This is a genomic window from Pacificoceanicola onchidii (genome assembly GCF_004804335.1).
Taxonomy (GTDB): Bacteria; Pseudomonadota; Alphaproteobacteria; order Rhodobacterales; family Rhodobacteraceae; genus Pacificoceanicola; species Pacificoceanicola onchidii.
Map to the genome: position 1 here is coordinate 576,674 of NZ_SRXY01000003.1, position 22,412 is coordinate 599,085.

Sequence of the window (22,412 nt, forward strand, 5' to 3'; positions counted from 1 at the left end):
GAACAGTGGATTTTTTGCACGCCTTATGGTAGCATGAGGCATTCTCTCCATTTGTTTTCAAGAGGTTTCATGACATCGCTCACAGAAGAAATCCGCCGTAGCACCGAGGCCCCGGGCCTGCGCCGCAGCATCTCTGTCGGGGGGCTTTTGATCACGCTTTACCTGTTTTTCATGTTTTTGGTTGTCATCAGCTTTTCCGCCTATGTCCTGCGTTCCGATTGGGACGCCACGCTGGCCGCCAACGGCGGCGAGCTTTCCGATCTCGACAGTCTTGGCTTTCTGATCAAACGCGAGGCCGAGCTGGAAGCGCGCATCGCCGAAGTGCAGACGGACTTGCAAGCGGCTGAAAAGCAACGCTTTGAAATGGTCCTGGCCCAGAACGCGGCCGATGCGAAGTATTTTGAGGCGCGGCGTGGGCTCGATGAAAACATGGCCGCGGCACAGGTGCATATCCGCCGTGCCGACAGTTTCCTCGATCAAGATGAACAGGCACGGCTTGCGCATTTCATGCCGGAGGACGGGGGCGCAGACAATGACCTGAACAAGGTCATGACGGCGCTTGTCTTTATCGAGAGCATCCATATCGAAGAGGAAGACGGCACGCCGGTCACGCTGGCCTCCGTACCGGATATGACCAAAAGTGACGTCCTGCTCGGGCCGCAAACCGAATGGATCGCGCGCCGCATCGCCGGGCGGGACCGGGCGCTTGCGCTCAAGACCGAGTTGAAGTCCAGCGACAGCGCGCTGCGCTTTGCCGGGCAGACGCAGCTTGCGGCGCAGGGCGATCTGAAATGGGTGGAGCAACGGCGTGACGCGCTGGCTGACGACAACAAGGAACTGCAGGAGGCCCTGACCAAGCTGCGCACCGATCACCTGCCGATCATCTCGCCGCACCGCGCGCGCTACAGCGAGTTTTACGGCGATGACACCTGGGTGGTCATGCAAAAGCTGGTGCCCGCGCCGACGATCCTTTTGACCCTCATGGCCACCATCGCCGCCGGGGCGCTTGGCACGCTGGTGTCCTTTTCCCGCGCCTCGCCCGAGAGCAAGGTCGAGCCCACCGCCGGACGCCTGATGATCAACATTGCCGAAGGCATTGCCGCCGCGATTGCCGTGTTCCTCTTTGCCGGGGCCGGGATGCTGGTGCTGACGCAAGGCGGCGGGGTGGAGGACCGATTGGAACTCAGCTCGTTCACCGTCGCATTCCTCGCGTTCCTGTCCGGCTTCATGTCCGAACAGGCCTTCAACAAGATCCGCGCGCAGGGCGGCGAGATTTTCGGCGACAAGAACGCTGAACAGAACGGAGACAAACAGGGAGACAAAGCAGGCAACACCGATGCGCCCGCACCGGAGCCAGCCGGAAGCTGATCAGATCGTGACCGGCACGTTACCCGGTTTCTTGTCGCAAATCGCAATTCCGTAAAGAAACTGTTAAGGAAATTTTGCCATCCCTCCACGCTATTGATCCATCCACGTATTGATAGAGCCGAGGGCGCACATGCAGACACATGGGGTTGAGCAGGGCAGGCAGAGAAAGCCTGTCAGCGTGTTGCGTTATGCCATACGTCTGCGCATTGCGGCTTATGCCATCTGCTTTCTCGGGCTGGCGGGACTCGTCCTGCAGTACATGACGGACTGGCAGCAAAACCTGTTTCCCGCCGTCGCTGCCATGACCAACCCATTGACCTTTCTGGCGCTCCTGAGCGGGGTTCTGGCCAGTCTCATGCAGCGGCCGGGACTGGCGGTGCCGGGGCCGTCGCGTCTGGGCTGGGCGTTTGCCATGTTCTTTGTCGCGCTTGCGCCTATTTCAGAAGATGTCGCGCGCGCGGTTCTGGGGCCGGGCGACTGGGGGCGCACGGGCATCAACACGGCGCTGGCCATCGGGCTGCTGGCGCTGTCCCAGATGATGCCCGCATCACAGCGGCGCGCCGCGCTTGTGTGTCTGGTGCTGGCGCTGGGAACGATGGGCCTCGCAATCAGCGGCTATTTGATGGGCGAGACCGGCTTTTACGGTGCACTTGCGCCCGGAACGCTGGCCGTTCTGCTGCCGCTTTCACTGGTGTCGCTGATGCGCTTTGCCCGAACCCAAGCGGTGATGGTGCTGCTGCGCGAAGATCCGTCCGGGCGGCTCTTGCGCCGTCATCTGTTGTTCTGCTGCGCTCTGTTCATCGGCGTGCCGCTGCTGCGCAGTGTTTCAGGGATGGGAGACAGCCTTAGTCTTTCTGTTCTGCACACTTTTGAACTGTTCCTCGTGATGGCCGCGCTGGTCTACTTCGGCACTCGCCAGATCCGGCTCATTGACAAGGCACGGCATACGGAAAACGCCCTGCTGTCAGACCTCGCCCGCGATCCTTTGACCGGCGTCGCATCTCGCAAGGCGGCGGTTGACCGCTTCCTGAGCCTGACCGGGCGGCAGCAGATCGGGCTGATCCTGCTCGACATCGACCACTTCAAAAGCGTCAATGATCGCTTTGGCCATATCGTGGGGGATCGCGTGCTGCAGGCGGTGGCCGCACAGTTGCAGACGCGGATGCAGGGCACCGACATGGTCGCGCGCTGGGGTGGGGAAGAGTTCCTGATCCTGTGCCGTTTGGACAGTCTGGCGGAGCTGCGCCAAATGGCGGAAGATCTGCGCGAGGCGGTTTGCTTGGTCACTGTGCCCGGCTCTGGCGGCGAGCCTGTCACGGCCTCGCTCGGCGCGGTGTTGGTGGATCCCCGCGAGGAGCCGGAGCTCGGCGCGTTTGTCCACAAGGCCGATCAGGCGCTCTACCGCGCGAAAGACGCGGGCCGGGATCGTGTTGTGCTGGATGGCGATGCGCTCTGGCCCATGGTCGAAGGGCCGGTGGCGGCATCGGACAATTGGCTGCGCGCCGCGTCCTGACCCTACGGCGCGGCGAAGTGTTTCGACAGCTTGAGCCCCTGGCCCTGGTAGTTTGACGCAATCCCCGCGCCATACAGCTGATCGGGCACCACGCTCATGCGCTCATACACCAGCCGCCCGACGATCTGCCCGTGTTCCAGCACAAAAGGCGCCTCGTGGCAGCGCACTTCCAGCACGCCGCGCGCGCCGGTGCCGCCCACCGCGTCATGGCCGAACCCGGGGTCGAAAAAGCCCGCGTAGTGCACGCGAAACTCGCCGACCATGGCAAGATAAGGCGCCATTTCAGCGGCATAGCCCGGCGGAATATGCACCGCCTCACGGCTGACGAGGATGTAGAATGCGCCGGGATCAAGCACCAGTTGCCCGTCCGTGGTGTGCAAAGGGTCCCAGAACTCCGCCGGATCATAATGGCCGATCCGGTCCAGATCGATCACACCCGTATGCGGTTTGGCGCGGTAGCCGACCAGCGTGCTGCCTTCGGGCCGCAGGTCCACGGAAAACCCCAGCCCCTCGCCAATCACCGCCGGGCCGCCGTTCACCAGCGTTTCAGCCTGATGCAGATCGTCCAACTCGCCATCGGTAAGCACCGCGCGCCCGTCGCGAAAGCGGATCTGGTTGAGCCGCATGCCGGGTCGCACCAGCACCGAAAAACTCCTCGGGCAGATCTCGGCATAAAGCGGCCCGGTATAGCCCGGTGCAATCCGGTCGAACTCCGTGCCGCCATCGGTGATGACGCGGGTCAGCAGATCCAGCCGCCCGGTGGAGCTCTTGGCGTTGGCAATCGCCTGAATGCCATCCGGCAGGGCGAGCCGCTCCATCAGCGGCACCACGTAGACCGCGCCTTTTTCCAGCACCGCGCCGTCCGTCAGATCAATCCGGTGCATCTCGAAATCATCAACCCGGCTGGAGACCGTGCGCCCCTGACCGGCAAGGAAAGACGCCCGCACGCGGTACGCCACCCGGCCCAGCCGCAGGTCAAGACTGGCAGGCTGAACCTGTCCTTCGACGAAGTCCTCTTCGGCACCAAGCGCCCCGTTGGTGATCAGCTGTTCGATCTGCTGGCTTGCCAAGACGCCTGTCATGCGCATTTGCCCCCAATTCATTCCGGCCCAAAGGCGCTCAAGGCACCACTTTTCCTGATCCTCAGCAATAGGCGCAGGCGCAGCAAAAGGAAAGCCCGCGCGCCGGGGGCGGGATTGCAGGGCCCCGAAAGAAGGCAAGGCCGCGGCGGCGTGCTTTACGAAAGGTCAAGGGGTGTGATGACGGTCACATCAAGCTCAAAACAGCGTAACTATCTCATAAGTCAACCCGATCCGGTGCCGGAGAAGTTAACAAATGGTTGCGACAAACGAAGGTTTTTCTTATTCATACCCTTGGGTAAGTCTAAGCAGCGCGCATTAGGGTGCTGTGGGTTGCAGGGGGATTTCCTTTGAGTGATACGAAAACGACCCTCGCGGGGGCCGCACTTGCAGTTGCGAGTTTTTCTTATGGCGCACGGTCGTCTTATGCTGGCATAGCCGGTTGTCTGGGCCACCACTATTTCACAAATGCGGCGGGAAGCTGCACCACCTATCAGGCGGCGCGCTACACCATCACCCTCACCGGGGCGAGCGGCGGTTCTTCTCTTGAAGGACTTGGTGGCTCGGGTGGCATTGTAAAGGCCGATTTCTGGTTCGATGCCGGAACAACGCTGGATTTCCTTGCCGGTGGCATGGGCAGCTTCAACTATTACGCTTCGGGCGGCGGCGGCGGCTCCTTCCTGAGCTCGGCTGGCACGCTCCTTGCCGTGGCCGGTGGCGGCGGCGGTGGGTCTCTGACGTACAACGGCACTGCGGCTACGGCGGGCAATGTCGGCGGAGGCAGCGCGGGCAGCGGCCTCGGCGGTGCTGCACCGGGTGTTGACGTTGGCTCCGGAACCTATCTTGGCGGTGCCGGTGGCGGCGGCGCTTATGGCGCGGGCGAGGCCCCCAGTGGCGGCGGTGGCAACACCGGCGGCGCGTCCTTTGCCAGCGGAGGCGCGGGCGGAACCGGGTTTTCCAACTACTACGGCTACGGCATTCCGAACGGCGGCCTTGGTGGCGGCGGCGGCGGATTCTACGGCAACGTGCCTCTACCCGGTTACATCTTGTCGGTGACAACTTACAGCAGCGGCGGCGGTGGCGGTTTCACCGGCGGCGCGGGCGGAACCAGCTCGGCGTCTGCGCAGGGCGGCTCTTCGTTCCTGGTAGACGGTGTGACGGGCAGCTTCAGCCTGGCAGAGGATCCCGGGCACGGTTCGCTGTACTTCGCATTGGCAGAGAACCAGACCCCGCCCGCAAGCGGCCCGTCTCCGGTGCCGCTGCCCGCAAGTGCTGCGATGCTGGGTCTTGGTGTGGCCGCGCTTGGCGGCGCTGGCCTGCGTCGGCGGAAAAAGGCAAAAGCCGCCTGAGCCTTTTGCAGATATGATTTCGGAGGCCGCCACTGCGCGGCCTCCATTTTTTTGAGGATCCCATGGACAAGACCACCCATTTCATATCCGGCCTGCCGCGGTCGGGCTCCACGCTGCTCTCTGCCATCCTGCGGCAGAACCCGCGCTTTCACGCGGGCATGTCGAGCCCGGTCGCCTCGCTCTTCATGGCCATGCAGGGCGCAACCAGCCGCCGCAACGAGACCGCTGTTTTCCTCAACGAAGAGCAGAAAATCGAGCTTCTGCGCGGTGTCTTCACCGGAGTCTATTCCGCCTATCCGGACAAGGACGTGGTATTTGACACCAACCGCGCATGGAACTCCAAACTGCCCGCGCTTGCCCAGATGTTCCCGGAGGCCAAGGTGATTTGCTGCGTGCGCAACGTGGCCTGGATCATGGATTCGATCGAACGGCTGATCCGCGCCAATCCTTTTGAACTCTCGGGTATTTTTGGCTACGAGCCGTCCAGCACTGTGTTCACCCGCGTCAGCCGTCTGGCTGGCAGTGACGGGCTTGTGGGCTATGCGCTCGATGCACTGCGCGAGGCCTATTTCGGCGGTCAGTCCGACCGGCTCTTCCTCGTCAGCTACGAGGCGCTGGTGCAGGATCCGGAACGCACGCTGCGCGCGCTGTATGACTTCATCGGCGAGCCGTGGTACCCGCACGATTTCAACAACGTCGATTATGACGCGCGCGATTTTGACATGGCGCTTGGCACGCCCGATCTGCACACGGTGCGGCGCAAGGTCGAATGGAAGCCGCGCAAGACCGTTCTGCCCCCGGACCTCTTTGAGCACTTCAACCACGATGCCTTCTGGGCCAGCCCGGAAATGCTGGCGCTTGGCATCCCGACAGTGCTGCCAGAGCCGGGCTGAGGTCAGATTAGCGGGTCGTTTTCTTCCGCTTCGGCTTCCAAGCGGCCGTTGTTTTCTGCTTCGGCCTCCATGGCGTTCCAATTGTTCGCCAGGGCCATGAAGATAGCGTTGATGTCGTCCAGATCGACAACCTGTTCCTGAATGGTCGGCGTATCGTCAACCTGCTCCTGAAAGGTCGGTGTTTCTTCGGCCTGTTCCTGACTGGTCGGCAGATCGCCAATGCGGTTGACGCTCATCTGCAGGCTGGCCTCGCCGGTGTGCTCCACGTAGAGCACCTCGATTTCGTGATCGCCGGGTTGCAGTTCCACGGTGATTTCCTGTGCGGTCTCGAACGGCACATCGCGGGTGTCGGCCACCAGCGTTCCGTCGACGAACAGCTGCGCCTGATCGTCCGCCAGCATGTTGAACAGATACACGCCGCCCTCGGGCGATTCGAGCGTCTGCAAGTACTGCGCGGCCACCTGATCGGACGGGCCACCGTCCCAGATGCCGCCCGCTTCACCCACGAAGTTGAGCGCATCTTCGGTGCCGGTGGCATCGGGCGTGGCGGCAAAGTCTATCTCTTCAAGCGCCATATCCGCATTGGCCAGCGTAAAGAAGTTCGCGGCAAAGACGCCAACGGGAGGGGCAGGCGGCGCGGCGGTGTCCGGCTCGTCCTGATCGGAGCCTTGCTCTTGCACGGGTTCGGGCGCGGGCGGTTCCGGGACCGGATCGGGGGGTTCGCGGTCTCCCGCGGGCAATTCGGGGGCAACCGGCTCCACCGGTGCATCCGGGGCAGGGGCTTCGGCATCGTCGCTGTCATCCACATCCGGCTCAGGTTCGGGCGCAGGCTCCGGCTCAGGTTCCGGCTCTGGCTGTGGCTCGGGTTCGGGTGCAGGCTCGGGTTCAGGATCAGGGATCGGATCCGGATCACCCGGCACTACAACCTCGTCACCGGCCTGATCCACACCGGTCTCCGCCAGCCCGGCTTCGATCACGTCGTTAATCTCGTCGAAGTGCTCGAACACCGAAGGGTGTATCTCGTCCGGCAGGCTTGCGGGAAGCGGCGCGGGCTCACCATAGTTGGCCTGGTAGGTGATCATCGCGGACAGGAAATAAACCGTCTCCGTCCCATGCGGCGCGTCGTCGACGTAGAGCTCGTCCGCAGGAATATCCGACAGCGTCGTGGTCAGAAGATCCGACAGGATAGAGGCAATCGGCAAAAGCTGGACATCCGCTTCGGGCAGGGCGGCGTTCACCTGTTCAACCAGGGTCACGTACCAATCGTGATACGCCCCCATGTTGTAGTCATGATAGGCCGCCAGCGCCGCCGCATCCGGGCTGCCGCTGCTGTCAAACGGCGCCATATCGGCCCAGCCTTCGTAGATCAGGATCTGCGCACCGGGCTGGCTGGCCAGCGCCGTCTGCACCGTGTCGATCACTGCGTCGAGCGGGCTGCGCGTGTCAAAGGCGTAGTTCGTGTCCGGGCTGTTGTCCTGAATGAAATTGGCCGGGGTGATCAGCACGGAGTTCAACTCAACAGAGGAAAAGCTCTCCCCTTCCTCGATCGAGGCATCCACCCCGGCAAACCCCCAAAGCGAGGGCGGCTCCACCGCATCGGCAAATTCCCTGAGAAACCCATACCCCCCGGCCACTTCATAGGTGTGGCCGGCGGTATCGGCGAACAGGTCCATCCAATGCGGCACATTGGTCAAATCCCCGCCTTCGGCATAGTTCACAAGGGAATTGCCAAAGAGATATTGTGAAACGCTGACAGGCACTGTGCTGTCACCCCTCTGATCTGACCGCCGAACGCGTGCGGAAACTGCCACGCTCATGGGTTGTGTTCGCGCTGCTCGTATCACCCAGGGCGATTCTAGCTTAACCAAGTCCTAAAAGGCGACAGCTGCGTTTGGGAGGGGGAAAAAAACGATGAGCGGATCGTCACGCATCGCTGTTTCCATGGGCGAGACAATGCTTGCCGGTGGTTTGCATTGTTGATTGGTGTGAATTGGTCGGGCTAGCAGGACTCGAACCTGCGACCTTCCGTCCCCCAGACGGACGCGCTACCAGGCTGCGCCATAGCCCGACGCCAGTTGTGCCATGTCGCTGGTTGACCGGGTGGTCGTGGTCTCCCGAAGGGGTTCAGGGGGACACATCAGCGGCGTTTGGCAACGCCTGAATGAGGTGTGTCATACTGGAATTCCGCGCGGGAGCAACCCCCCAGCTGCAATTTTCTGCACCGCGTCCGGGGTTTGTCTGCGAACCGCTCAGGTGCGGTTTTCCACCAGCGCGCGCAGCGCGGCAAGCTGGCTTTGCAGCTGCTTGAGATCACCACCCGAAAGCCGATCCAAACCGGACAGATACGCCAACGGGCCGGGTGTGGCGGGCGCAGGCAACGTGTCCGCGACCTCCGGCAGAGGCGATGTTTCGAAGTCCGGCAAATCGAGCGGACGCGCGCTGAGACCGGGCGCCACAGGGCGCTCCTCTGCCGGTTCCTCGGCAGCGGCTGGCTCAGGGGCAGGGGCCTCCGGTTCCGGGGCAGGGACCGGTTCGGGCTCCGCCGAAGGGCTTTCAACCGCCTCAGGAATGGGGTTTGCTGCGGCGATTTCCGGCTCGGGCGCTTGCTCGGGGTCTGCGGGAATGGCTTCGGCATCCACCGGACCGTCCTCCAAGTCCTGCGGCGTTTCGGGCGCGGCCTGATCTGCGGCCATCGGTAGAGGCTCTGGAACAGGCTCAAGGTCCGGCACGGGATCCGGCTCTGGCACAGGCTCGGCCTCTTGCAGCGATTCTTCGGGCGCGGCGGCAGGCTCAGGTTCCGGCGCGGCCTCCGCTTCGGAAATCACCGGCGCATCCTCATCCAAAGGTTGCGCGTCTTCGGGTGCTGCGGCTGGGACCGGCTCCGAGTCTGCGATCTCGGGTGCCGCGGGCTCCGGTTCCGGGGCTGCATCCATCGGTTCAGAGGCAAAAGGAACCGGATCCGGCTCCGGCGACTCTTCCACGACCGCTTCGGGTTCGGCGGCTACGTCAACGTGCTCAGGCTCCGGGGGCGCGGGTTCCGGCTCCGGCTCTGGGTCCGGCGCAACCTCGGTTGCTACGGGCTCTGCAGGGGGCGTTTCCTGCTCTGGCTCGGCACCATCCGCTTCGGGCTCGGCCTCGAACAAATCTGTTGTTTTCTCGCGGTTGAAGGCCACCACCGTGTCTTCCGGCGGGTCCATCTCAACTTCGACGTACGGCGCGTCCTCGATCACCTCGCCGCCTGCGGCGTCATCGTCCGCGCGTTGGTCAGAGAGTGAAGAGACGTGTTTAACGCCTTGATCGCGAAGGATTTTCTGAACGCCTTTGATGGTCATCCCATCGTCGTGCAACAGCTTCTTGATCCCGCCCAGCAGGTCCATGTCCGCAGGTCGGTAATAACGCCGTCCACCGGCGCGTTTTACCGGCTTCACCTGGGTGAACTTGCTTTCCCAGAACCGCAGAACGTGGGCCGGCGTGTCGAGCCACTCCGCCACCTCCGAGATGGTCCGGAAGGCGTCACGGGATTTCGCCATGGGGCAGTCCTCAGCGTTTGTTGCCGGCGGCGACCTGCTCTTTCATCAGATGCGAGGGGCGGAACGTCAACACGCGGCGCGGCTGGATCGGAACCTCTTCGCCGGTTTTCGGGTTGCGCCCGATGCGCGCTGCTTTTTCGCGGACAGAGAAGGTGCCGAAGGAAGAAATCTTCACCTGCTCCCCGGCGACAAGCGCGTCGGACATCATTTGCAGCACGGATTCGACGAGTTCTGAACTCTCGTTCCGCGAGAGTCCCACTTCCTGGAACACGGCTTCGCTCAGATCCATCCGGGTCAGCGTCTTGTCACTCATCTTCATCCCTCCCGAGGTTTTCAGAAGGATAGGCGCATGGCAAAAGCCAAGTCAATATCAACGACTTGCATTAACGTTTTCAGGTGACGCGAAAGCCGCTTACCAGCGCAAAACCACGGCACCCCAGGCCAGGCCACCGCCAATTGCCTCGGTCACGAGCACATCCCCTTCGCGAATCTGCCCGCGCGCCTTGCCAACAGACAGGGCGAGGGGAATCGACGCGGCAGAGGTGTTGCCATGGTCCTGAACCGTCACCACGACGTTCTCCATCGGCAGGCCCAGCTTTTTCGCGGTGCCCTTGATGATGCGGATGTTGGCCTGATGCGGGACCACCCAATCGACGTCGCTGCTGGCCAACCCGGCCTTTTCCAGCGCGGTTGTGGCGGTCGAGGCGAGCTTTTCCACGGCATGGCGGAACACTTCCTTGCCTTCCATGCGCAGATAGCCGGTGCTCTGGGTCGACACGCCGCCATCGACGTACAGAATGTCCTTGAAGCGACCATCGCTGTTCAGGTCCGTCGACAGGATGCCGCGATCCGCGCTGCTGCCGTCGCCCTCCTGCGCCTCAAGGATGATTGCGCCCGCGCCATCGCCAAAGAGCACACAGGTGCCGCGGTCGGTCCAGTCCATGATCCGGCTGAAGGTCTCGGCGCCGATCACCAGCACGCGCTTGGCCTGGCCGGAGACAATCAGCGCATTGGCGTTGGTCAGGGCAAAGACGAACCCGGCGCAGACCGCCTGCACGTCAAAGGCAAAGCCCCGCGTCATGCCCAGTTCCGCCTGCACCATGGTGGCGGCGGAGGGGAAGGTCAGATCTGCGGTGGAAGTCGCCAGTACAATGGCGTCGATGTCATCGGGTTCAAGCCCCGCGTCTGCGATGGCGGCACGGGCCGCCCGGCAGGCGAGATCAGAGGTGGTCTGCCCCTCGGCGGCGAAATGGCGGCGCTCGATGCCCGAGCGCGCGCGGATCCATTCGTCTGACGTATCGAGGGTCTTTTCAAATTCAGCGTTCTCAACGACGCGTTCGGGGAGATAATGGCCTGCGCCGATGACAACGGAACGGGTGGTCATGAGGCTTTGCTGTCCTTTTGGTCGTCGTCTTTCTGAGGGGCATCCTGCGCCTGCTTGGCGGTAGACGCAACCCGAGCGGCGAGGCGATCGCCAAATCCGCTGTCCGCCAGTTCAAAGGCCAGCTTTACCGCCGCCGAAACCCCGGTGGCATCTGCCCCGCCATGGGACTTCACCACCGTGCCGTTGAGGCCAAGGAACACCCCGCCGTTCACCCGGCGCGGGTCAATCCGCTTGCGCAGGCGGCGCAGGGAGGTCAGGGCGAGCAGGGAGGCAAGGCGCGACAGCGGCGAATAGGCAAAGGCCTCGCGCAGAAGCTCGCCAATCAGGCTGGCGGTGCCTTCACCGGTTTTCAGCGCGACGTTGCCGGTAAACCCGTCGGTCACGATCACGTCGCAGCGGTTTCCGGGAATATCGCCGCCTTCGACAAAGCCGACAAACTCGAAGCGGCCGATTTCGGCGTGATCGCCGATCAGCTCATAGGCTTCCTTGAGTTCGGCGCGGCCCTTGTGCTCTTCGGTGCCGACATTCAGCAGCCCGATGCGCGGTTTTTGCAGGTCCAGCCCGTTGCGTGCGTAAGATGCGCCCATCAGGGCGTATTGCAGCAGATCGCGCGCGTCGGCCCGGATATCCGCGCCCACGTCCAGCATCACGTTGAAGCCCTGCGGGTTGCGCGAGGGCCAGAGAATCGCGATGGCGGGGCGGTCCACGCCGGGCAGCTTGCGCAGGCGGATCATCGACAGCGCCATCAGCGCGCCGGTGTTGCCGCAGGAGACGGCCACTTCCGCTTCCTTGTCCCGCACGGCCTCAAGGGTGGACCACATGGAGGTCCCCTTGCCGTTGCGCATCACCTGGCTCGGCTTGTCTTCCATCGAGACAACACCATCAGCCGCGCGAATCTCGCAGCGCCCATCAAGCACACGCCGCTTGGCGACAAGCGCTTCAAGCGTGTCCTTGGGGCCGTGCAGCAGGAAGTGCAGACGCGGATTCTTTTCCGCAGAATGCGAAATACCGGCAACCACGGTTGCCGGTCCGCTGTCTCCGCCCATGGCGTCGACGGAAATAACGACCTTGTCAGAACCCGTCCGTGTGTGATCCTTCAATGAGGTCATGTCGGGCCCGAGATCGTTATGGATTATGCTGCGTCTTCGTCCAGTTCGATTTCGTCGGCCATGGCGACGATTTCGCGATCACCGTAGTGGCCGCAGGACGGGCAGACGTGGTGCGGACGCTTGAGTTCACCGCAGTTCGGGCACTCGTTCGGGTTCGCTGCGGTCAGTGCATCATGTGCGCGGCGGTTGTTGCGGCGCGACTTGGACACTTTGTTCTGCTGGACAGCCATGTCTCAACCTCTATCTCAGTAATCCGGGCAGGGGCTCTGCCCGGTGATTTGCATTCGTGTCCGGCCTCTTAATGCCAAGAAAGCATCGGACACAAGGATCATTTCTCGTGAAGGCGCGAAAATACGCACAAAGCGCGTTTTGGCAAGGTGATTCTTTCGCGCGCGCAGAATTAATCGCCGCCGTTTTCCTGCAACTTGCTGCGCAGCGCGGCCAGCCCGGCAAATGGCTTCAAATCCGCGTCTTTCAAAGGCTCTGCGCCGTCCTCCGCATAGACCGCCTCACCCAGATCCGCGCCATCCTTGCGCGGGTAGGCGGGCAGGGCGAGCGAGAGCGCCTCGACCATCACCGCCTCAAGGTCAATCACCTCTCCGAGAGGTTCGAGACTGTCGTCCTCGGGCATTTCCGTCTCGCTGCCGGATTCGGGCGGGGCGTCCATCTGGTCTTCGGGCAGGAAGCGGCGCAGCACGTCCGTGTCCACCCGGGTCGTTACCGGCTCAAGCGTGACCACACAGGGCTGCACGGCGGTTGCGCCCAGCCGGGCCTTGAGTTCCCAGCCCGATTTGCCACGCGGCGCAAGGGCGCCTTCAAAGCGCAGCTTGCGCAAACTGTCCGCTCCGGCGGCTTCGGCCGCGGCCGCGCGTCCGGTGGCATCCGGCTCCAGCAGGAACGGCGTTTCGCGGCGCTGGCGCAGGTCTGAAACACGCAAACGGGCGTTGCTTTGGGTCATCTTGGGCATCAGGTCGGGATTTCCTTGGCTTGAATGCAGAGGCGTCCTTCTGTAATCGGAATTAAGAGGCCGGAACGGCTTAGGCAAGAGGTGTGGGATGCGACGCAGGTTTCCGGGTGTAACAGGTGCCCAAACACGGACACGATCGAAACTGGCTCTGGCGGTGGTCGCCGTGGCCGTTCTGAGCGCGTGTACGGCCAATTACCGCAACCATGGCTTTGTGCCGCCCGAAGACGAATTGCAGCAGATCATCCCCGGCGTGGACACCCGCGCCTCGGTCGAGGATCTGATCGGCGTGCCGACCACCTCCGGCGTTCGCCGCGACACGGGGTTCTATTACATCCAGAGCGAAGTGAAGCATTTTGCCTGGCGCAGGCCGGAAGTGGTGGACCGCACCATTCTTGAAATCGCTTTCGATGAGGCCGGCGTGGTGTCCAACATCACAACCTACGGTCTGGAGGACGGGATCGTGGTGCCGCTGGAGCGCCGCATCACCCGCACCACCGATGGCGACATCAGCTTTGTGCGCAAACTCTTCGGCAACCTCGGGGCGCTCAACCTCGGCGACATCGGCGGCTGAGGCCCGGCTCTGCACGTGATCTGCTGTTGCCACAGGAGCGTGGCATGACAACCTTGAGCAAAGGTCGATACCGCGCATGGCTGGCGCATGAGGCGGCGGACATCCGCCGCGCGCAGGACCTGCGCGGACTGGCCTTTCGCAGCGATGGCGCGCGGGACGCGGATGAATTTGACGCCTTCTGCTCTCATGTGCTGATCGAAGAGACCGGCGGCGATCTGGTCTGCTGCTTTCGCTTCCTGCCGCTGGCCAAGGGGCGGGATATCCATCGCAGCTATGCGTCGCAGGTCTATGATCTGTCTAAACTCGAGGCGTTTGACGGGGCGATGATGGAGATCGGCCGCTTCTGCCTGCACCCGGACTGCACCGACCCGGACATCCTGCGTCTTGCCTGGGGGATGATCGCGGCGCAGGTGGATGCGGGGGGCGTGAAGATGCTGTTCGGCTGCTCGTCGTTCCCCGGCACGGACCCGGCGCCCTATGCCGCCGCCTTTGCGCTTTTGCAGGCCCGCCACCTCGGCCCGGACCGCTGGCGACCGGGGATCGGAGCCTCGGACGTGGTGCGCTTTTCGGACCTGCCGGACCGGGCAGCGCCCGGGCGCGCGGCGCTCTCCGCCATCCCGCCGCTGCTCCGGACCTACCTGATGATGGGCGGCTGGGTGTCGGATCACGCTGTGGTGGACACTGAGATGAACACGCTGCACGTCTTCACCGGCGTCGAAGTTGCGGCGATTCCCCCGGAGCGCAAACGGCTCTTGCGGGCGCTGGCCGGGTGACGGAGGGGTTTCGGCCAACTGGCGCTGGCCGACCGGCGCGCCCTGCGGGCGCGATTCTTTGGATATTTTTACAGAGAAGAAACAGGGGGCGGGTGCAGGGGATTGACCTCTGGCGCATGTCTGCCTAGCTGGCGCGCATGGCTATGGCACCGCTTTTGCAACTCACCGATATCTCTCTGACCTTTGGGGGAGAGCCCGTTTTTCATGACCTGTCACTGACCGTGCAGCCCGGCGATCGGGTGGCGCTGGTGGGGCGCAACGGCTCCGGCAAGTCGACCTTGATGAAGGTCATGGCGGCGCTGGTAGAAGCCGACCAAGGCGCGCGCGTGGTCCCGTCGGGTGTTTCCGTAGGCTACATGGAGCAGGAGCCCGATCTGTCCGGATTCGAGACGCTGGGGGAGTTTGCCACCTCGGCACTGGAGGCGTCCGAAATGTACAGGGTGGAGCGGGCGAGCGAGGGGCTGAAATTCGATCCGGATCGTCCTGTGGCCACGGCCTCGGGCGGGGAGCGGCGGCGCGCGGCGCTGGCCAAGCTGATGGCGGAAGAGCCGGAACTGATGCTTCTGGACGAGCCGACGAACCATCTCGACATCGAGGCTATCCAGTGGCTCGAAGATGAGCTGAAGTCCACGCGCTCGGCCTTTGTCCTGATTTCGCACGACCGGCGGTTTCTGAGCGAGTTGACCCGCGCCACGCTTTGGATTGATCGCGGGGCGGTGCGGCGGCAGGAGAAGGGTTTTGCCGCCTTCGAGGCCTGGCGCGACAAGATCTGGGATGAGGAAGACGTTCAGCGTCACAAGCTGGATCGCAAGATCAAGTCCGAGGCCCGCTGGGCCGTGGAAGGCATCAGCGCCCGGCGCAAGCGCAACCAGGGCCGTGTGCGGCGGCTTCAGGACATGCGCAGCGAGCGGGCGGGCCAGATTCGGCGGCAGGGGCAGGCGGCGATGGACCTCGCCTCCGGGCCGAAGTCCGGCAAGAAGGTGGTGGACGCCAAGGGGATTGCGCATGCTTTTGGCGACAAGCCGATCATCCGCGGCCTCGATCTGACCATCCAGCGCGGTGACCGCGTGGCCTTTGTCGGGCCCAACGGCGTCGGCAAGACCACGCTTTTGAAGATCCTCATGGGGGAGATCGCGCCGGATTCCGGGCAGATCAAGCTGGGTACGAACCTCGTTCCGGCCATTTTCGACCAAAATCGTGCACGATTGGACCTTGAGGCCTCGCTTTGGGACAATATGACCACGGACCCGGACATGCGTGTTTCAGGCCAGTCCGATCAGGTCATGGTGCGCGGCGTGCCGAAACATGTGGTGGGCTATCTCAAGGAATTTCTGTTCGATGAACGGCAGGTCCGCGCGCCCGTACGCTCGCTGTCGGGCGGCGAAAAAGCGCGGCTTCTGCTGGCGAAAATCATGGCGCGCGAGTCGAATCTTCTGGTTCTGGACGAGCCGACAAACGATCTCGACGTGGAAACGCTCGATCTTTTGCAGGAGCTTCTGGACGACTACGACGGCACGGTGATGCTGGTCAGCCACGACCGCGATTTCCTCGACCGGGTGGCGACGCAAACCATCGCCATGGAAGGGCGCGGGCGGGCGACGGTCTATGCGGGCGGCTGGAGCGATTATCAGAGCCAGAGACGGGAAGCGGAAGCCCCACAGGAGAAGGTCAAAGCCAAACAGGCCGCAGAAAAGGCCAAACCCGCAGCAGAGCCGAAATCCGGCCTCAGCTATACGGAAAAACACCGGCTCGAAGCGCTTCCGGGGGTCATTGACCGGCTGACGGCGGAGATTGCCAAGCTAGAGGACTTCATGGCGGATCCGGAGCTGTTTTCCAAAGAGCCGGTGAAGTTTCAAAAGGCGACAGAGGCTTTGGTCGAACGGCAGGAGGCGCTGGCCGCCGCCGAGGAAGAATGGCTGGAACTGGCGGAGAAGGCCGAGGCCTAACGCTTCAAGTCGACCAGTTTCGACAAGACCGTCAGTTCCAACACCGTCATCAGAATGCGCAGCACATGGTGCAGGCTGACAAAGGCCGGGTTGGCGGCGAGGCTCAGCGCGATCACCGACATTTCCGTCACGCCGCCCGGCGCGTAGCTGATGAAAAGATGCAGGAACGGCAGCTCTGTCATCACGTGCAGCACAGAGGCAAACCCCGCGCCCAATCCCAGCATGAAAACCACCGAGACAAAGGACAACCCGGCGCAATTGCGCAAGAGCCGGGCGTTCATGCCGTTGAACCGCAGACCGAGGCTCACGCCGATCACCACCTGCGCGGTAGAGACCAGCCAGAACGGCACATGCAGGTCCAGCACCCCTGCCACGGAAAACGCGGCGGCGAGCAGGAGCGGCCCGGTCAGATGCCCGGCGGGCAGGCGGATCAGCCGCGCGATGCCAAGGCCGGTCAGGCCGATGAGGCTGATCACGCCGAAATCCACGGCGGTCAGGGGCGCCTCGGGCGCGTCCCCAAGGTTCAGACCGGCCGCGCTGCCCACAGGATGGCCGAGCCAGAGCGACAGGCCCGACGGCACCAGCGTGATGACAAAGATGATGCGCAGGAACTGCTGCGCGGTCAGGATCTTGAGGTCCGCACCGGCGGATTCGCCCAGAAGAATGCTCTCCATCAACCCGCCCGGTGTAGCCGCGTAGAAGGCCGTGGCCCGGTCATAGCCGCCAAGACGGCGGAAGATCAGCATGTTGCCCGCATGGGTCAGGCCGACAAACAGCGCCAGCATGCTGACGCTCAGCGCCAGCTCTGCCATCATCGACAGGAACGAAGGTTCGAGCTGCGCGCCGATCATCACGCCGATCAGGGCGATGAAACCGGTGCGCAAGGGCAGGGGGAAGCTGTAGCCGGTCAGGCTGGTCGGCTTCACCCACAGCACAAGCAGCGCCGTCGCCAGCAGGCTGCCCAGCATCCACGGCATCGGCACGGCCAACAGCGCAGCACACCAGCCGCCCAATGCGCCGAAAACCAAAAGGACACAGGTGATAAGGCCGGTGCGCAGCGCACCTTTGGCGTGAAACATGTCGGTGTTTTACCGCCTGAGCGGGGCCGCGACAATGGCCCCAAACCCGGCGCGGGATCAGCGCTGGCGCGTCGCCAGCACCCAGATCAGAGCCAGTCCCAGCGAGGCGATGGCGTTCCAGCCTGCCATGGAGATGCCGAACATCTCCCACGGGATTTCGTCGCAGCGCACGATCGGTGCGGCGGTGATCTGCGCCAGCAGTTCTTCCGGTGTCAGCCCTTCGATCGAGCCGGAGGTGCAGGTATTGGGGCCTTCCCACCACTTCAGCTCGACCCCGGCGTGATAGGCACCGATCACCGAACTGCTGAGCGCGCCCAAAGCACCGATCCACAGCACCGGGTTCACCGGGCGCATATAAGCCACCAGACCGGCCAGAATGGCGATCACATGGCCGTAGCGCTGATAGATGCACAGCTTGCAGGGCGGCATCTCGCCCAGGAACTGGAAGCCAAAAGCCCCAAGCATCATGGCGGCGGAGCCGCCCGCGGCAATTGCGATCAGAAGGGTGCGGTTCATGGTGTCCTCTTAATGGGCCTGCCCGCACAACTGGTGCGCCATGGCGGGGCCGTTTGCAAGCGGTGTGGTCAAAGCCCGATCCAGGTCCTGATCACGTTGATGAGAGTGGCCCCGGCAAAGATCAGCGAGGCAATCCAGGCAGTCCCCAGAAGCGCGCCGAGCAGAACCAGAACGCCGTCGCGCTGCAACAGCCCCATGGCCACAACCACCACGGCAAAACCGGGCACGGTGTTGGTGCCGGGCAGCGGCACGAGGATCGACGCGCCGAACAGCACCAGCGCCAGACCGATAACACGGTCCGCCGGGCGGCGCGTCAGCCCGGTCAGCCTCGGTCGGCTCACCGCTTCGATCCGGCGCAGCCACGGCCCGGCGCGCTCCGCCAGCGACCGCAGCCCTTCGGCAGAAACGCTCCGCGCGCCCAGCTTTTTCGGCAGCCACGGCACATCGCGTCCAAACACGATCTGCGCCGAGACAAACATCAACGGCAGCGCCACCACCTGCGGGATGCCATAGAGAAAGGGAATGCAGCAGGGCAGGGCGAGGATCAGCAGGAACAGGCCAAAGGCGCGCTCGTGCAATTGCGCCAACACCCAGTCAAGCGTCACGGCCTCGCCCTCGGCCTCGTCCGCCAATCGGTCGAGCCGGTCCGAGATTGCCATGGTCTGCGAGGAATGACCTGTCATCTGCGCGGCTCCGAACTGGTATAGGCCGCGTCAGATCACGCACGCCGCCAGAGGTCAACCGCGATGGCCGGGCAATCCATCGGGACCGGCAAAGATCGGCAAGAAGTCCCTTGCAGGCGCTTTGGCAGGGCGATAAACCAGCCTCGTGCCCAAGTGGCGGAATGGTAGACGCAGGGGATTCAAAATCCCCCGCCTTCGGGCGTGCCGGTTCGAGTCCGGCCTTGGGTACCAATGACTTAGCCGATCTTTGGCGGTCATCTTCCGCAGCGACTCCCCGAAGCGACTCCCCCATTCCTGTTCTGTTCATGTTCTATTCCCGGCCTTTTTGCGCTGCTCGGCTCAATGCCTTGCGACTTGCCTTGGCCCTGTAGAAGGCGACCATTTCAGCGGACTGTCCGGTGACCGCCTGAATTTGCGCATCGGTTGCGCCTGATTCTGCCAGCTCGATGATTGCCAGCTTCCGCAGCCCATGGAGGACAAAGGGCTTGGCCTTGACCCCGAGGTCTTTACGCCACGCGCGGAACGCCTTCTCTACGGCGTCATAGCCAAGGGGCTGCTTGATGTTCCGGGCCAGCAGGTAATCGCCCCGGTGAGGCAGGGACGCCACGTAGGAGCGCAGGAAATCCGGAGCATAGACCTCGAATTTCTGGCCGCCCTTTTCGTCTGTCACCGTCATATACTCGCCCTCGAAGGCGTCGCGGCGCATTTGGATCGCGGCTCCTGGTCTCTGCCCGGTGCCAAGGATCAGCTTTGCAGCGGTTCTCACTGTCTCCGGCGCTTCGTCCAGTTTGCCAACCATCCATGCGGGCCAAGGCTCAAACTCGCGCTGCTTGCCAAAGTGTTCGATCCCGCTGGCCGGATTGTCGCCGATCGGCCAGAACAGTTTTGACTTGGCGTAGTTCCAGAGAAGAGACACGGTTTGCAGCATCCGGTCAGCCTCGCGCGGCGTGGCGCTCATGGCGAGATGCGCTTGGTACAGGTTTTTTGGCGTGGTCTGACCCATACTCTTGTCGCCGTTCTTCACATTGATCCGGTCCATTGCTCGGCGGTAACTGGCCCGGGTGCTGCGCGCCAACCTGCCTTGCCCTTTAGGATCTTTGCGCCACGCCTCGATGCATTCGCGCCAAGTGTGCTTGGGCTTTCTTTTCTGCCCTTCGTGTCTTCCGCTTTCGCAACTCCAATATAGTTCGTCGAGAAGGCGCGCATCGCCCTTCCAGTCGAGCATGATCGCCTTTTCCTTGCGCTTGCCGTTCACGGTCCAGCGCACCCGGTGATATGGCACCCATGCAGTCTTCTGGCGGTTCAGCTTCCAGACAAGCTTTGGCTTCGTTATGCGCGGCTTTGGCGGTCTCACATCGTGAATCCTTCATCCTCTGGGATGGCTTTCTCCCCGGTACGAATTGCTTCCAGATCGGCAACCCACCACCTTTCCTCGTCGCCAACGCGGCGCGCCTGGGGCAAAGACCCAGCATTGACCAGGCGTCGAAACTTGGCAACGGACAAGGTCAGCGCGGCAGCGGCTCCTTTTTCGTCCAGTGCCAAGACGATTTTCGGGGCTCCCATGTCATGCACTCCTGATTTCGGTTGTTGCAGCATCTGTCCACTGATGCGCGGCGGCTTGCATCATGCCGGGAAAACTCCGGCTGCGAAGGCGGGCGCGTTCCGGGCCGGGTGGCATGCGGTGCACCGCATTCCATGCTTTCCAGTCGGCGCTGCCGCGACGGGGCTCTTGTAGCTTGTTGGTTGCCTGCAGGGCGGGGAGGCCGCGTAGATACCACCCAGTCGCCTTGTATGCGGGTTCCCCGAACCAAAACGGTTGTACCAATGCGGGCGGCGGCAGATCGGCTGGCATGCGGTCTTTCGCCAGGTCGTTCATTTCAGGGTTCTCGATCGCGACACGTTCGATGGGAGCAGTCCAACACGTTGTGAAGATGTCGACGCCCTCTTCAAACTCCGCGCGCATGTCGGCCCATGTTCGCCCGTTCGGCAGGCGCTTGGGCTGGGTCCATTTGCCCGGGCCGGACATCCAGCGTCTGCCCGATCGACAAAGCCGGGTGCATGGCGGGTGCATAACTGCGAGCAGGTCCCAGCCTTCGGAAAGAATACCGTCGCGGATGTCGCAGCGGATGTGGCGGTTACTCCCGTCTTCGGCGGCCTCGATGTCGCAGGACCAAACGTCGTGCCCGAGAGCTGCGAAGGCTCGCCGCGCAATGCCGCTTGTTTCGCATCCGATCAGCACTTTCATGGCTTCGATCCTTTCGGATTTCCAACCCCCGCCGCTTTCAAACACCGGCTTTGCATCTGTGCGGCGGGGGTATTCGACCGGCGGTCGAATGGGGGCTTAGGCGGCTTCGCCTTCGATCAGGACCCGCAGGTCGCGGGCGCGTGCGGATTCGGTGGGGTCGTCGCTGCGCGCCTCGATGATGCGACAGGCCTCGGCGACGGTGACGTCGTCGTGTTGGGTGCAATCGGCCTGAACCTGACGGGCGTACCAAAGGATGCAGACGCCATGTTCTAGAGTCCGCGCGGCGGCTGCCATCCAATCGGCCGTGGCTTGCTCTGCGGTCTCGCCGAGACCGACGACATTGCACAGCGAGATTTCGGCCATGCCCTCGGGCTGGTCCGGGCCGAACATCCAGATCCCGCCGCCTGCGATGATGATGTTGGCCATGACCTCGGTGCGGGCTTCCGCTGTCGGCGCTTCTTTGAGGGCCTGCAGGGCGCTGGCGAGGGGGAGGATTCTCAGAATTGGTTTTTGGAGCATGGGGTGTCTCCCGGTTGGGGGCTGGTTTCCGTCGCTGGCCACCGTCGCCGATGGCCAGAAAGAGAAATCAGGAGCGCCCAAAGAAGACCGGCAGGCCGGTTTCCTCGGCTGCGGCGGTTGCCAGTTCGGTGAACTTGGCCTGGCGCTGGTACTCGACCCGGTGCCACTGGAAGCCAAGCACCAGACCATCGGGCCGGGGCCGGAAGCGAAACTTTGCGGAGATCGTGGTGGGTTCTTCGCCCTGATAGAGCGGGATGGCGAGGGTGATTTCGGTCGGAACGACCATTTCGCCTTTCACGCGGGTTTCGGTCTCATAGGTGAAGGACCGGTCGCCATTGTCGAGGCGCACGCCGCTCTTGAACACCGTGCCAGAGGTCGTTTCGAGTTCCCGGCAGATTTCCAAAAGGGTGGAGGCGTCGGGGTACGTCACGTCGGCGACGTTTTCTTCAATGAAGAAGGCAAAGTCTTCCTGTGAATGCAGAGCACCCTCCATCTTGCTCCAGCGCTTGTATTCCTCGCTGTCGCGAAGGAGCAGCGTTGCACTGTGATCACGAGGTTGCGGCTGCAGTTTGTTCTGGTTGTCGCTGTCCCAGTCGAGGAACGCCGTGATCTTGCCGTTGTCATAGTCGGCCACGATCAGGCTGCGCTTGTCGCTGAACCGGTTGGCATAGGCAGAGAGCGAAGCGCGATCATCCACGATCAGATGCCGCTTGATGTGAGGCGGCAAAAGGTACGGGTCGGACACGTCCTTCAGATCATAGCCCTCGGGGATGAAGGCGTGCTTGCGACCGTCGTCGTGCTGGATCACAGGCTCGGCCAGGCGCGCCGCGTCGATGGTCGCGTCAAGAACGGCGCGAGGGTCTTGGGTTTGTTCCATTTCGTTTCTCC

At 63.1% G+C, this 22,412-nt stretch carries 23 protein-coding genes and 2 tRNA genes; 8 read left to right on the forward strand and 17 right to left on the reverse strand.

What is annotated here, in order from left to right:
• Window positions 1-69: 69 nt before the first annotated feature.
• Window positions 70-1,368: a hypothetical protein gene (locus E4662_RS11030; protein ID WP_136441580.1), complete on the forward strand. Its 1,299-nt coding sequence runs from the start codon at window positions 70-72 to the stop codon at window positions 1,366-1,368.
• 130 nt (window positions 1,369-1,498) lie between these two features.
• Window positions 1,499-2,881: a GGDEF domain-containing protein gene (locus E4662_RS11035; protein WP_136441581.1), complete on the forward strand. Its 1,383-nt coding sequence runs from the start codon at window positions 1,499-1,501 to the stop codon at window positions 2,879-2,881.
• Window positions 2,882-2,883: 2 nt separating this feature from the next.
• On the opposite strand, the gene E4662_RS11040 is transcribed toward E4662_RS11035, so the two are convergent.
• Window positions 2,884-3,963, reverse strand: coding sequence for a 2'-deoxycytidine 5'-triphosphate deaminase (locus tag E4662_RS11040; RefSeq protein ID WP_136441582.1), 1,080 nt, complete (start codon window positions 3,961-3,963; stop codon window positions 2,884-2,886).
• A 347-nt stretch (window positions 3,964-4,310) separates the two neighbouring features.
• Between E4662_RS11040 and E4662_RS24070 the strand changes: the two genes are divergently transcribed.
• Both E4662_RS24070 and E4662_RS11050 read left to right on the forward strand, forming a co-directional pair.
• Window positions 4,311-5,309, forward strand: a complete 999-nt coding sequence (locus tag E4662_RS24070; protein WP_168797956.1) for a hypothetical protein — start codon at window positions 4,311-4,313, stop codon at window positions 5,307-5,309.
• Between the two features lie 62 nt (window positions 5,310-5,371).
• Window positions 5,372-6,202, forward strand: coding sequence for a sulfotransferase family protein (locus E4662_RS11050; RefSeq protein ID WP_136441584.1), 831 nt, complete (start codon window positions 5,372-5,374; stop codon window positions 6,200-6,202).
• 2 nt (window positions 6,203-6,204) lie between these two features.
• Here the strand turns inward: E4662_RS11050 and E4662_RS11055 are convergent, their stop codons facing one another.
• The 8 genes from E4662_RS11055 to E4662_RS11090 all read right to left on the reverse strand — a co-directional run bounded on the left by E4662_RS11055 (window position 6,205) and on the right by E4662_RS11090 (window position 13,183).
• Window positions 6,205-7,962, reverse strand: a complete 1,758-nt coding sequence (locus tag E4662_RS11055) for a PA14 domain-containing protein (protein ID WP_136441585.1) — start codon at window positions 7,960-7,962, stop codon at window positions 6,205-6,207.
• A 231-nt stretch (window positions 7,963-8,193) separates the two neighbouring features.
• Window positions 8,194-8,270 (reverse strand) — tRNA-Pro (locus tag E4662_RS11060).
• A gap of 181 nt (window positions 8,271-8,451) precedes the next feature.
• Window positions 8,452-9,732, reverse strand: coding sequence for a MerR family transcriptional regulator (locus E4662_RS24320; protein WP_136441586.1), 1,281 nt, complete (start codon window positions 9,730-9,732; stop codon window positions 8,452-8,454).
• Between the two features lie 10 nt (window positions 9,733-9,742).
• The gene (gene ihfA, locus E4662_RS11070; RefSeq protein WP_136441587.1) at window positions 9,743-10,045 is read right to left on the reverse strand and encodes an integration host factor subunit alpha; all 303 of its coding nucleotides are present in this window, start codon (window positions 10,043-10,045) and stop codon (window positions 9,743-9,745) included.
• Window positions 10,046-10,144: 99 nt separating this feature from the next.
• Window positions 10,145-11,116: a beta-ketoacyl-ACP synthase III gene (locus E4662_RS11075; RefSeq protein WP_136441588.1), complete on the reverse strand. Its 972-nt coding sequence runs from the start codon at window positions 11,114-11,116 to the stop codon at window positions 10,145-10,147.
• On the reverse strand, window positions 11,113-12,225 hold the full coding sequence (plsX, locus tag E4662_RS11080) for a phosphate acyltransferase PlsX (protein WP_136441589.1): 1,113 nt from the start codon (window positions 12,223-12,225) through the stop codon (window positions 11,113-11,115). The genes E4662_RS11075 and plsX overlap by 4 nt, the downstream gene beginning before the upstream one ends.
• A 23-nt stretch (window positions 12,226-12,248) precedes the next feature.
• Window positions 12,249-12,455 (reverse strand): 50S ribosomal protein L32, encoded by a 207-nt coding sequence (gene rpmF, locus E4662_RS11085; RefSeq protein WP_136441590.1) that lies wholly within the window; start codon window positions 12,453-12,455, stop codon window positions 12,249-12,251.
• A gap of 170 nt (window positions 12,456-12,625) precedes the next feature.
• The gene (locus E4662_RS11090) at window positions 12,626-13,183 is read right to left on the reverse strand and encodes a YceD family protein (protein ID WP_136441686.1); all 558 of its coding nucleotides are present in this window, start codon (window positions 13,181-13,183) and stop codon (window positions 12,626-12,628) included.
• Between the two features lie 97 nt (window positions 13,184-13,280).
• Here E4662_RS11090 and E4662_RS11095 point away from each other — a divergent pair, with 97 nt between their 5' ends.
• The 3 genes from E4662_RS11095 (at window position 13,281) to E4662_RS11105 (ending at window position 16,482) form a co-directional block, all read left to right on the forward strand.
• Entirely contained in the window at window positions 13,281-13,763 is a 483-nt protein-coding gene (locus E4662_RS11095; protein WP_136441591.1) for an outer membrane protein assembly factor BamE, read from the forward strand.
• Between the two features lie 44 nt (window positions 13,764-13,807).
• On the forward strand, window positions 13,808-14,536 hold the full coding sequence (locus E4662_RS11100) for a GNAT family N-acetyltransferase (protein WP_136441592.1): 729 nt from the start codon (window positions 13,808-13,810) through the stop codon (window positions 14,534-14,536).
• Window positions 14,537-14,673: 137 nt separating this feature from the next.
• Complete coding sequence (locus E4662_RS11105) at window positions 14,674-16,482, forward strand: ABC-F family ATP-binding cassette domain-containing protein (RefSeq protein WP_136441593.1); 1,809 nt, start codon at window positions 14,674-14,676, stop codon at window positions 16,480-16,482.
• Here the strand turns inward: E4662_RS11105 and E4662_RS11110 are convergent.
• The 3 genes from E4662_RS11110 to E4662_RS11120 all read right to left on the reverse strand — a co-directional run bounded on the left by E4662_RS11110 (window position 16,479) and on the right by E4662_RS11120 (window position 18,760).
• Window positions 16,479-17,561 carry an AbrB family transcriptional regulator gene (locus E4662_RS11110; RefSeq protein ID WP_136441594.1) on the reverse strand — a complete coding sequence of 361 codons (1,083 nt, stop codon included), beginning with the start codon at window positions 17,559-17,561 and terminating at the stop codon, window positions 16,479-16,481. The genes E4662_RS11105 and E4662_RS11110 overlap by 4 nt on opposite strands.
• A 57-nt stretch (window positions 17,562-17,618) precedes the next feature.
• Window positions 17,619-18,077: a disulfide bond formation protein B gene (locus E4662_RS11115; RefSeq protein WP_136441595.1), complete on the reverse strand. Its 459-nt coding sequence runs from the start codon at window positions 18,075-18,077 to the stop codon at window positions 17,619-17,621.
• Between the two features lie 68 nt (window positions 18,078-18,145).
• Window positions 18,146-18,760, reverse strand: coding sequence for an exopolysaccharide biosynthesis protein (locus E4662_RS11120; RefSeq protein ID WP_136441596.1), 615 nt, complete (start codon window positions 18,758-18,760; stop codon window positions 18,146-18,148).
• 147 nt (window positions 18,761-18,907) lie between these two features.
• Here E4662_RS11120 and E4662_RS11125 point away from each other — a divergent pair.
• Window positions 18,908-18,991, forward strand: a tRNA-Leu gene (locus tag E4662_RS11125).
• Window positions 18,992-19,070: 79 nt separating this feature from the next.
• Here the strand turns inward: E4662_RS11125 and E4662_RS11130 are convergent.
• The 5 genes from E4662_RS11130 to E4662_RS11150 form a co-directional block, all read right to left on the reverse strand.
• The gene (locus E4662_RS11130; protein ID WP_136441597.1) at window positions 19,071-20,114 is read right to left on the reverse strand and encodes a tyrosine-type recombinase/integrase; all 1,044 of its coding nucleotides are present in this window, start codon (window positions 20,112-20,114) and stop codon (window positions 19,071-19,073) included.
• On the reverse strand, window positions 20,111-20,323 hold the full coding sequence (locus E4662_RS11135; RefSeq protein WP_136441598.1) for a hypothetical protein: 213 nt from the start codon (window positions 20,321-20,323) through the stop codon (window positions 20,111-20,113). The genes E4662_RS11130 and E4662_RS11135 overlap by 4 nt, the downstream gene beginning before the upstream one ends.
• A gap of 1 nt (window position 20,324) precedes the next feature.
• Window positions 20,325-21,005 (reverse strand): hypothetical protein, encoded by a 681-nt coding sequence (locus E4662_RS11140; RefSeq protein WP_136441599.1) that lies wholly within the window; start codon window positions 21,003-21,005, stop codon window positions 20,325-20,327.
• A gap of 96 nt (window positions 21,006-21,101) precedes the next feature.
• Complete coding sequence (locus tag E4662_RS11145) at window positions 21,102-21,524, reverse strand: hypothetical protein (protein ID WP_136441600.1); 423 nt, start codon at window positions 21,522-21,524, stop codon at window positions 21,102-21,104.
• 67 nt (window positions 21,525-21,591) lie between these two features.
• Complete coding sequence (locus tag E4662_RS11150) at window positions 21,592-22,401, reverse strand: DUF2303 family protein (protein ID WP_136441601.1); 810 nt, start codon at window positions 22,399-22,401, stop codon at window positions 21,592-21,594.
• Between the last annotated feature and the right edge of the window lie 11 nt (window positions 22,402-22,412).